Source organism: Shewanella sp. WE21, assembly GCF_002966515.1.
Lineage (GTDB): Bacteria > Pseudomonadota > Gammaproteobacteria > Enterobacterales > Shewanellaceae > Shewanella > Shewanella oncorhynchi.
Map to the genome: position 1 here is coordinate 1704056 of NZ_CP023019.1, position 11289 is coordinate 1715344.

Here is an 11289-nt window from a genome sequence, read left to right on the forward strand (position 1 = left end):
ATGTTGACCTCAGTCATCCGCTTTTCGCTTACGCAGCGCTTATTTGTGCTGATTGTGGCGCTGATCATCATGTTAGCGGGAGCGCGAGCCTGGTTTTCCATTCCCTTGGATGCCTTTCCCGATATTTCGCCCACCCAAGTGAAGATCATCCTCAAGGCGCCCGGCATGACGCCGGAGGAAATCGAAGCGCAAATTACCGTGCCGATTGAAACCGAACTGCTAGGCATTCCCCATCAATCGATTCTGCGCTCAACCACTAAATACGCCATCAGCGATATCACCCTAGATTTTGACGAAGGCACAGATATCTATTGGGCGCGCCAGCAGGTGAGTGAACGCATCGCCGCCGTGTGGGACAGTTTCCCTGAAGGTGTGACGGGCGGCGTAGCGCCTATGAGTACGCCACTCAGCGAAATCTTTATGTTTTCACTCGAAAATCCCAATCTATCACTGATGGAAAGGCGTCAATTACTCGAATGGGAAATCCGTCCGCTACTACGAACCGTTGCAGGTGTCGCCGATGTGAATATCCTCGGTGGCTATGCCAAAAGCTTTAGTGTGACCCCCAAACCTGCAGCTATGGCGGTCGCAGGCGTAAGTTTTGCGGCGCTGCAACAGGCGATAGTTGAGAATAATCACAACGAAGGTGCGGGCAAGCTCACGATTGGTACAGATACCATCATAGTGCGTGCCGAAGGTCGCATCGATGACATCGACGAGCTCAAACAATTAGTGATCAAGGCCGATGATGCCAGAGTGTATCGACTGCAGGATTTGGCCGATATTCAAATTGGCCACTTAGCCCGCTATGGCGCAGTCACTAAAGACGGCAATGAAACCGCCGAAGCCTTGATCATCGCCCTGAAAGACGCCAATACCGCACAAGTAGTCAAAAACATTAAAGAAAAACTCGATCAAATCAGCCTAACCTTACCAGAAGGGAGCCAGATCAACACCTTTTACGACCGCGCGAATCTGATCAATACCGCGATTGAGACCATCTCCAATGCCCTGTTCGAAGCCGTAGTGTTGGTGATCATCTTACTGGCGCTATTTTTAGGTAACGTGCGCGCCGCATTGGTCGTGTCACTCTCGCTGCCTCTTGCCGCGTTGATGACGTTTTTGATGATGGATTACTTCAATCTTTCTGCGAACTTAATGAGCCTAGGCGGACTGGTTATTGCCATCGGCATGTTGGTGGATTCATCTGTGGTCGTAGTCGAAAACATGGTGAATCTCATCGCTACTAAGCAGAGATTACCGCGGCTGCATTTGATTTTTCGCGCGACCAAGGACGTTGCCATTCCCGTGGTGTCGGGCACAGTGATCGTCATGATAGTGTTCTCGCCCTTACTGACCTTGAGCGGGCTTGAAGGCAAACTCTTCACCCCAGTTGCGGTCACTATCGTGTTTGCCATGCTGTCGGCGCTGGTGTTGTCGTTAACTGTCATTCCGGTTATCGCTTCTTATCTAGTCAACGAAAAAGCCGCCAAGGAACCTAAGGCGATTGAAAAGCTTAAACAGTTTTATCTGGTCAGCCTCAAGAGCACGTTTAGCCATCAAAAACGCTTTATGGTGATCGCCTTTAGCTTGCTTATCGTCAGCCTAGGGCTGTTCGGGTTAGTGGGAAAAACCTTTATGCCGACCTTAGATGAAGGCGACATTATCCTGCAGCTGGAGAAATCCCCATCGATTTCACTCGAAGCTTCGATTGCCATCGACAAGCAAATTCAGCAAACCTTGCTGGCTAAAGTTCCTGAAATCAAACAAATGGTGGCGCGTACTGGCGCGGATGAAATCGGCTTAGATCCCATGGGGCTCAATGAAACCGATGTATTCTTAGAACTTCTGCCCCGCAGCGAATGGCGCTTTGCAAATAAAGAAGCGCTTATCGATGCGATCCGCACTGTGTTATTGGACTATCCCGGCGTTAATTTTAACTTCACTCAACCGATACAAATGCGCGTGTCCGAAATGCTCACCGGTAGCATTGGCGACGTGGCGATTAAGGTCTTTGGTAATGATATCGACACCTTAGGTCAGCTCACGAGCCAAATCCAACAGCTGGTTAATGCCACCAGCGGCAGCATCGATGTGAAAATGGCGATGATCGAAGGCAGTCCTTTTATCAACCTCACCTTAGATAACGAGTTCGCCCGTGGCTTTGGTATGAGCACCATGGAGTTTGCTCGCTACCTGAAAAGCCAACTCGAAGGCGTAATCGTGACCGAAGTGCTGCAAGGTAAGAAGCGCACACCCGTACTGATGGCTAATAATCAGAGCCACTTAAGCAGCATTAATGAGCTTAAAAATCAGTTACTGGTGATGCCAGATCACTCCTTAAAACGCCTGAGTGATGTCGCCACTTTAAGCTATAAGCAAGGCCCCATCCTTATCGAGCGTGAGCAAGGGAATCGCTTTTCAGTGATCACCACCAACGTGCAGGGTCGTGATATTGTGAGTTTTGTAGAAGAGCTCAACGCTAAAATCGCAAAGGAAATCAAACTCCCGAGCGGTTATAGCGTGAGTTTTGGTGGCGAGTTTGAAAACCAACAGCGAGCCACCAGCAATTTACTGTTAGTGATCCCCATTGCTATCGCACTGATCACTTTGATTTTATTCACCACATTTGGCTCACTGGCCAAAGCGGGCTTAATCCTCGCCAACGTTCCCTTCGCTATGATGGGCGGCATAGTTAGCCTGTATTTATCGGGGGAGTATTTGTCCGTGCCCGCCTCAGTTGGCTTTATCGCCCTGCTCGGCGTCGCTGTGCTCAATGGCGTGGTAATGGTCAGCTATTACGAACAAACCAAGCACATGTTCAGTAATCTGCGCGAACGGGTAGAACAAGGTGCGGCGCGGCGTTTACGCCCCATTTTGATGACGGCGACAACGGCCATGTTTGGTCTTATGCCGCTAGTGTTTGCCTCAGGTCCTGGGGCTGAAATTCAAAAACCTTTAGCGATTGTGGTGATTGGCGGTCTGCTCACTTCAACCATTACCACACTGTATTTACTGCCAATTCTGTATTTTTGGCTGGAGAAACGTAAATGAGCACAGAACAACTGTTAGTACTGATCGCCCAAAATGATATTAAGGACGACATAGTCGATACCTTGATAGAGTTAGAGTTTCTATCGGGTTTTAGCCTAGGGAATATTTGTGGTTTTAGCCGTGAACACAGCCATTTTAATATCAAGGAACAAGTGGAAGGTTATCGGGAGTTTTGCAAATTCGAAATCATGCACCCCGTTGCACAACAAGCCGCGCTGCTCGCTGCGCTGGCGTTGGTCTGCAAACATAATCCCTGTCGCTATTGGATTATGCCCATTTATCAAAATGGCACTTTGTCCTAACTCACTGCGCCATTAACCGCGTTAAATCTCGTCATCCGGCCTTATCGCTAAGGTCAGGATGCCTTATAAAATAGCTACAAAATTGGCGTTGGACGCCGCACTAAAAAACCACTCAGGATCGATAAAATGCAGTAAGCGGTAAAGAAGTAAAAACCGTTTTCAAACTGCGCTTGGGTTTTTAGCATTTCCCCCATGCCACCTGAGGCGTTCCCCGCCATAAAGGTGATGATCAGCGCTATCACAAACACATCGGCCATCGACCACTTGGCGAGTGCGTTGACGACGGCATTAATCCTCAGTTTCAGGCCAATCGAGCTAACACATTGCTGTGCCAACATTAAGCTCAACTTCAAGGCTGGCACCACCACGCTGAATAACATGACTAATCCCGCGACGAGTCCATTACCAGAGTGATAAAGCTCGGTCACTGTTCCCCAAATACTACGAGTCTTCTGCAACACTTGGACTTCGCCCTTAAGGCTATTAAACCCAAGCAACCCACTGACCATGCTTAACATGCCGCGGGCACTGTCACGTCCAGAGTCCTCATCAAAGCTTTGGGCAACTTGCTCTATGCCTTGTTCCGCCAGCTTGGCCTTATCGATACTGCCGCTGATACTCAAAATAGGTTGAGTCACCCCAGGGATTAACAAAGCCAAGGATAAGATAATGATAAAAATAGGAAATAGAGATTTCATAGCACTGTTCATAGCATTGCTCGACCAGAGAAATACTTTCAGTTTACGGTTTTTAGCGCAGGCTCTGCAATCATTCACACCAGCCATCGACTCAGATGACCGGTATTTAAGGTAGGATTTGAAGATTAATAGAAAGGAGTCGGATCGATATCTAATGTACTCGGTGACACACCGCGTTCAATATAAAGTTCAGATTTTAATAAATCCACCATAGCGACATCAGTGTAACGTTTTACTTTTAAAGAATAAAAACACTTTACGATTGGATGTAGCGCATCCCTATCTTTCGAGGCCCAAACAATACCAACACGACCATCCGACAATTCAACTAAGGAACCCACAGGGTAAACACCAATACAACGAATAAACTCATAGACCAATTCTTGATCCAAATGGAATGGCGTCAGACTGAGTAAAATTTTAAAGGCCGCGGCAGGGCTCATAGCCTCTTTATAACATCGCGTCGCTGTCAAAGCATCGAAGATATCAACGATACAACTCATACGGCCATGGCGGGGGATTTCATCACCCTTCAAACCCCTTGGATAACCTCTGCCATCTAATTTTTCATGGTGCATCAAGCAGATATCTTTACTGATCTGTGACAGACCAGTAGTTTCGTTCATAATTTCAAGCGCATACACTTGATGCAGCTTCATATGTTCGAACTCTTCCGGCGTCAGTTTGCCCGGCTTATGCAGCACTTTATTGTCGACTTTAATCTTGCCAATATCGTGCAAAATCCCGCCGACCGCCATTTCCCGTAACATGACGCGATCTAGCTTTAAGTATTTACCAAAGGTAACCAGTAGAAAGGCGACATTCACTGAATGTTCAAGTAGATAGGCATCTTTTGAACGGAGTGCAGACATACATTTAAGCGCATCAGCATCCAACATCACTGACTCTATCATGGTATCGGCCAACGCTTCGAAGGGGGCAACTTCGATGGCTTTACCTTCGAAGGTCTCAGATAAGACTTTACGAATGAGGTCTTTCGCTTCGGTAAGCATGACTTTAGCTTGAGCTTGTTGCTTATCGCGGCTAATGAGCGCTTTTTTATTGTCAGTTTGATTATCGTTAGTGATTTTTTTCTTTAACCCACAATGTTCAGCCGAACGATCAGCGTCTACCCAAACAAATTTAATACCACTTTTAGCTAACTTTAAAATCGCATCCTTGTGTTTAATTTGTCCTGCATTTGCAATAGCAAGTTGACCTTTATCATTTTTGTCTATGGCACTGACAAACATACCTAATGTCAATTGCGACACAGGTAATTTGATAAGTTCAACTGATTCTGCCGACTCACTCATATCTACAACCCCAAGGATGATGTGCCTGAATAAAATATCAACTTAACCATACGACATTAAAGCGACTTACGCTCAAATGTTCTGTTGTTATTTTTGATTATTATAGAACAGACGTGAGGGGCATTCTAAGACGAGGATTAGAAAATCACCATAGACTTTCTTGGTAAATAAAGGGTCCTAAACAAGATACGATGAAATCAGAGCTTAAGGCGTAGATTAGGCCCATTTCAATCTCTCATTATTTCAACAAATGCCTAAGGGCTAGGCATTCAAAACCTGCGCCCCTCACGCGCGAAAAGCTCACAATTACCCCACATAACGCTCAACCATTTCAGTTGACTCTTCCACCAATAAACCATTACGTAAACTCAGTTGCCGTGACACTGCGCTGTGTTCAATGCTTCTGTGAGTGCTGAGCAAAATAGCGCAACCTTGGGAGCTTAACCGCTTTAGCAAGTACCACACTTTGCCGTAGTAATGCTTATCCATCCCCGCCAATGGATCGTCCAAAAGCAGCACCTTAGGGCGTAGACAGGCGAGTGACGCTAAGGCAATCAAGTGCTGTTGGCCGTAGGATAATTTGTGGGGCGACAGATGGGCTAAGCTAAATAAATCCAACTCGTCTAACATTTGCACAGCTCGCTCTTTGGGGAGCTCAAAGCGCCTAAGGCTAAACTGCATTTCGGCTAGCACGTTAGACTCGAATAATTGTCGACTCGGCCTTTGCATCAATAGTCCCAATTCAGCGCCATAAATCCCCAATTTAGGCCTTCGCCCTAGCACTTTAAGGGGAAGACGCTGCCTTAAACTGTGCACGCCCGCTATGGTTTTCAATAAACTCGTTTTACCAGAGCCGTTGTCGCCCACTAAGGTCACTATCTCCCCCGCTTGCAATTGAAATCCTTGTGGACACGCAAATAACGTGGGACAAGCATCGAACCCAAAATCAAAGGCTTCGGCACTGACCAAGACTTTGCCTAAATGCTCAAATTTAGCTTGATGTCGCCACGCAGGCGCTTCAATTTGCGGCGCATCGCTCACTGTATAGATGCCTTCGGACAACTTGCCAGCCTCTAACTGCCAATAATGCTGAATAATCTCGGCGAATGCCGAGGCGTTATGCTCAACTAATACTAGCGCCATACCATCTTGGATAAGATTGCGAAGCACGACCAGCAGCTCACTCACACCGTGATCATCGAGTTGTGCCCAAGGTTCATCGAGCAACAGTAAATGCGGCTCTGACACTAGTTGGGCGGCGATCATTAAGCGATATTTTTGACCGAGGGAAAGCGTGCTGACTTGGGTATCGAGGCGCAGATACAAGCCCACGCGCCGTAGTGCTAATTGCACTTTAGGTAGCATTTGCTCGGCGGGAATACCGAGGTTTTCTAAGGCGAAAGCCACCTCGGCACCAACGGTTTGCCTTAGTAGCTGAGTTTGTGGGTCTTGCATTACTAGACCCGTAACCAATTGAGGATAACGCCAGATGTCACCTTCATGCGGGCGATTTAACACGCCCGCCAGTAGGTTTAGCAGACTCGATTTTCCTGAGCCCGTAGGACCGCTCACGCAATGGCATTGGCCTGTACAAATCGCCAAGTTAATTTCCTGTAATACCGTCGGTAACTGGCTGCCATAGTTGAAGCTAACGCCTTCGAGATCTAAGAGTTTCATGCTATATCTGCCTATAAAGATCTAACGAACAGCCTATGACAAGGCTTCACCCTAGTCGTCTTTTCATTCCCACGGCGAGTCATACGTTAATAGACATCTAACTTGTCACGTAGAAAATTTAAGATGTGCCAGCTATTGTGGACCGCGATTATTCTGTCTCAACCGAAAAACGTTTAAAAACCAACCTAGATCGACTAATTACGACAAAGGGAAAGTACATTTAGCGACTAAGAGACAAAATGTCCACCGAGGGTGACTTGCCCGACAAAAAGACCCACTCAAGTCACATTTTTTATCAGCGAAAAATGAGACTATGGCGAAAGTCACACGATAGGGCCTTACATCTTGACACACTCGACCGTGGCCTTTAATTTGAGCGAAAGATTCTTATTTACAGACTAAAATCACTACAGGTAAATGGCTTGTAAAAGAGGACATTAACCTGAGTCGAATTTATTGACGCTGACAGAGTGACCTTCAGCTTTCGCCTTCATCCGTTATCTTTGGAGTTCTATTTGCCCGTTCATGCCCTGTCTGAAGACCTTAAGTCTCTCATCGACAAACTCATTCAATTAAAGCAAGTTCCACCGACGGAACCGATAGTGCAGTTGTCACTAAACACTGTCGCTATGCCTTTAATTTCATGGCTGGCATCCCAGGCTCAATACCCAAGGATCTACTGGCATGGGCGCGACAGAATCGAAGAAGTCGCGGCGATAGGGGCGTGCAAAGACTTTAGATTTGAAACCGGAATCAATGATCAGCAACTGGCCATGGCCTACCAAGAGCAGCGAGCCTTATCGACGAATCAGAATATTCGCTACTATGGCGGTGTTGCCTTCGATCGCACTATAGAGTCTTGGCCTGAGTTCGGTAATAGCCGCTTTATCCTGCCGCGCATTGAATTTAGACGCAGTGGTAACAAATTTAGCCTATTAGTGAATCTTAATTTTGCTGATAATGATCACCATAGCGAGATAGATAAGGCCATCGGCGCTATCGAAGCCGTCATGCCTGCTAAGCCACTCTCGCCACCTAAAAAGATCGTTCCACTTGGGCGCAGTGACAAACCTGATTTTGAACGTTGGAAGACATTAGTCGAGCAAGTGGTGGATCCTAAGTTCAATCAAGATACCCCAAAAGTCGTGTTATCCCGCTTAACACAACTTGAAGTCAACGAACCTATCGATCCTTGGATGGTACTGGCTTGCTGGCAGGGCCGTAATCCCAATAGTTTCCAGTTTGGCTTTCAATTTAGCCCAGATCGCACTTTTATCTCTTGCTCACCAGAGCGTTTATTCCGCCGCCGTCAGCAGGAGCTATTTACCGAGGCACTTGCTGGTACAACGGTACGCGGTCTCAATCAAGAAGAAGATATTGCGCTGGCGAACGCTTTATTAGAAGACAACAAAAATAGCGTTGAAAACCAACTTGTTCGTAGCCACATAGTGAATATGCTCACGCCGCTGAGCAATTATGTTGGCGCCGATGAATTAGCGACTATTTTTAAACTGAACCATATTCAACATTTACACCGTGCAATTCGAGCCGAATTGAAACCGGGCGTGAATGATTTCCAACTGTTACAAGCCCTGCATCCTACTCCTGCAGTTGGCGGCTTACCGCGGTATTCAGCGCTAAACTTTATTCGTCAACGTGAAGGTTATATTCGCGGTTGGTACGCCGGTGCCTGCGGCTATTTCAATAAATATGAGAGTGAGTTTTCGGTAGCGATCCGCAGTGCGCTGATCGAACCCGGTCGGATTAACCTATTTGCGGGGGCGGGAATTATTGCAGGTTCTGAGCCCGAAGCTGAGTGGCAAGAGCTTGAAAATAAACTCGCAACCATAATGTCGATTCTATTCGAAATGTAATAAGCCTAGTAAACATTAAGACTATTCAGCGCCATCAGCCCTTCGTTTTTCAATCGTTTCAAGGTAAAGCCTGTCCTGTTCACCCGAATCGATTAAGCGCTTATGTGCAAGGTCAAAATGTTGTTTCAACATCTGGCCTTTCTCGGTGTTAGCGAAAACAAAATAGGTTTCGGCCTTGAGTACGCCTTGAATAATCACAAAATTTTGTGGCGCCTTTAATTTAGGAACAAACGTAAGCAAATTAGGTTTGTAATCTAGCACGGCATCTATACGTCCAGCATTTAAGCTATTGAGCATAGTCAGCATATCGCTACTTTCTTCGTAATACATAGGCACAGGTGTCAGCATATTGTATCTGTAGGCCAGCATGGCCTGAACCTTCTTGTGGGATAGGCTTTCAATACCGGTCCAGCCTGCTGCCACCTCGGCAGTAACAGCCACATCGATAGAGTCCACTTCAACCATATTCTCTGTTAATAGCCCCTTTTTAATATCACCCTTGTAAACGCTGAGCGTGATATCGGTACGATTGTGCTCAACAAGATATAAACTGCGGGCAAAAGGCATAAACTGCACATTGAGTTGCCATTCTGGCTCAGGGAAAATCCGCTGAAGTAACTCGAAGTAGTAACCCGTTTTATCACGATTGGCAAATCCCTCCCACGTTGACGTTGCTACATCGACCACTATCGGCTGAGCGGCGGAAACAGATACAGGTAACACAGCTAAAAATAAGCAAAAAGTAGCAAAAAATCGTCTCATGGCTATCCTCCTTCGACGTATTCAAAGTGTAGAAGAGTTTTCATTCTATGTGCACATTTAAACAGCAGACTTGCATCTTAAAACTCGACCACTATAATGGCGACCCGATTTCAGCACGCTGTCACCGGCAATAAAGTCGTAAACATAATAAATTGAATATTAGCGGGTTCCCTCACCCCGCCCTACACAACTAAAAAGGCCACATATGTTAATGTTAACCACAGCGCAGCTTCGCCGCGCTTTATTCCTATTAGTAGGATTTCACATACTGATTATTTGCGTCAGCAACTACTTAGTACAATTGCCATTTCAACTGTTTGGCTACCACACAACTTGGGGGGCATTCAGCTTTCCGTTCGTGTACTTAGCCACAGATCTCACTGTCCGTATTTTTGGCCAACAAGCCGCACGCAGCATCATACTCAAAGCTATGATTCCCGCTTTGATGATTTCCTACGTGATGGGAGTGATGTTCCATCAAGGCAGCTTTCAAGGTGCTGATTCACTTGCACAGTGGAATACCTTTGTGTTCCGAATTGCCTTTGCCAGCTTCGCGGCTTATTTGATTGGTCAGTTGATGGATATTAAGGTTTTTGCCCGTATTCGAGCCAGTCGCTCTTGGTGGGTCGCCCCAGCCGCCTCCACCTTAGTTGGAAATCTGGTCGATACTTTAGTCTTTTTTAGTATCGCCTTTTACGCCTCTTCCGATAGCTTTATGGCAGCCAATTGGCCCGAAATCGCTACAGTCGATTACGGCTTTAAGCTAATCGTGAGCTTAGGCCTTTTCCTACCGGCATACGGTGTTTTGCTAAAAGTCTTACAGGACAAGATTTTGCGAGCCAATCCGCAAGAATCAATTTCCTAATTAACCCAACTGGCCAGACCTGTTATAATTTAACCAGTTAATAGCTCAGCCCTGCTCCTGTTAACGCGCGAGTGGGGCTGATTTTTTATGAGAGTAAACTATGTATTCTATTGAAATTAAAGCAGAGTCAAGTTTGACTCCCGAGTTAGCCGCTCAGCTTATCCAACTTAGCCAACAAATCCCTGAGCTCGATCACCCACTCACAAACGAAGTGTTGGACCAGCGCTTACAGGGCAAGACATGTTTGATCTTAGTCGCATATGTAGAAGGTGAACTTGCGGGTTTTAAACTGGGTTACGAGCAAGAAGAAACCATATTTTACAGCTGGTTGGGTGGAGTAGCATTCGACTTTAGACGTTTAGGCTTAGCGCAGAGCCTACTCGAATATCAAGAAACTTGGGCGCGCCGCCAAGGATATAATCATATTCAAGTGAAGACGATGAATCGTTTTCCTGCGATGCTTAATTTATTGATCAGTAATCAATATTTAATTACTGAACTGACAGCCGATCCTAAAAGCTTAGTCGATCATAAACTGTATCTGTGCAAGTCGATCTAAATCGTTAATGGATGAGAGCAAAACGATATTTGTAAAGATGTGCACTTTTTGCAATAAATAGCTTGCAAACACAATTGAGAATGATTATCGTTAACGTGCGTTCCAAAACTCATCTTTAACAACGATGACTGGTAATCGACGTTGTTATGGAGCTCCTGAGTTTGCAAGCACGACATTGCTCA

At 46.2% G+C, this 11289-nt stretch carries 9 protein-coding genes; 5 read left to right on the forward strand and 4 right to left on the reverse strand.

The window, feature by feature from the left end; genetic code table 11:
• Positions 1-3054 (forward strand): efflux RND transporter permease subunit, encoded by a 3054-nt coding sequence (locus CKQ84_RS07305; protein WP_105250729.1) that lies wholly within the window; start codon positions 1-3, stop codon positions 3052-3054.
• Entirely contained in the window at positions 3051-3356 is a 306-nt protein-coding gene (locus CKQ84_RS07310) for a DUF3240 family protein (RefSeq protein ID WP_105250730.1), read from the forward strand. The genes CKQ84_RS07305 and CKQ84_RS07310 overlap by 4 nt, the downstream gene beginning before the upstream one ends.
• A gap of 74 nt (positions 3357-3430) precedes the next feature.
• On the opposite strand, the gene CKQ84_RS07315 is transcribed toward CKQ84_RS07310, so the two are convergent.
• The 3 genes from CKQ84_RS07315 to CKQ84_RS07325 form a co-directional block, all read right to left on the reverse strand.
• A complete protein-coding gene (locus tag CKQ84_RS07315; RefSeq protein ID WP_105253024.1) occupies positions 3431-4066 on the reverse strand; it encodes a paraquat-inducible protein A in 636 nt (211 codons plus the stop codon).
• Between the two features lie 113 nt (positions 4067-4179).
• Positions 4180-5370, reverse strand: coding sequence for an HD-GYP domain-containing protein (locus CKQ84_RS07320; RefSeq protein ID WP_105250731.1), 1191 nt, complete (start codon positions 5368-5370; stop codon positions 4180-4182).
• Between the two features lie 306 nt (positions 5371-5676).
• Positions 5677-7047: an ATP-binding cassette domain-containing protein gene (locus CKQ84_RS07325; protein WP_105250732.1), complete on the reverse strand. Its 1371-nt coding sequence runs from the start codon at positions 7045-7047 to the stop codon at positions 5677-5679.
• A gap of 515 nt (positions 7048-7562) precedes the next feature.
• On the opposite strand from CKQ84_RS07325, the gene CKQ84_RS07330 reads away from it, so the two are divergent.
• Positions 7563-8921 (forward strand): isochorismate synthase MenF, encoded by a 1359-nt coding sequence (locus CKQ84_RS07330; RefSeq protein WP_105250733.1) that lies wholly within the window; start codon positions 7563-7565, stop codon positions 8919-8921.
• A 21-nt stretch (positions 8922-8942) separates the two neighbouring features.
• Here the strand turns inward: CKQ84_RS07330 and CKQ84_RS07335 are convergent, their stop codons facing one another.
• Complete coding sequence (locus CKQ84_RS07335; protein WP_105250734.1) at positions 8943-9683, reverse strand: transporter substrate-binding domain-containing protein; 741 nt, start codon at positions 9681-9683, stop codon at positions 8943-8945.
• Positions 9684-9888: 205 nt separating this feature from the next.
• Between CKQ84_RS07335 and CKQ84_RS07340 the strand changes: the two genes are divergently transcribed.
• Positions 9889-10548 carry a 7-cyano-7-deazaguanine/7-aminomethyl-7-deazaguanine transporter gene (locus CKQ84_RS07340; RefSeq protein WP_105250735.1) on the forward strand — a complete coding sequence of 220 codons (660 nt, stop codon included), beginning with the start codon at positions 9889-9891 and terminating at the stop codon, positions 10546-10548.
• A 100-nt stretch (positions 10549-10648) separates the two neighbouring features.
• Positions 10649-11107 (forward strand): GNAT family N-acetyltransferase, encoded by a 459-nt coding sequence (locus CKQ84_RS07345; protein WP_105250736.1) that lies wholly within the window; start codon positions 10649-10651, stop codon positions 11105-11107.
• Positions 11108-11289 lie beyond the last annotated feature (182 nt).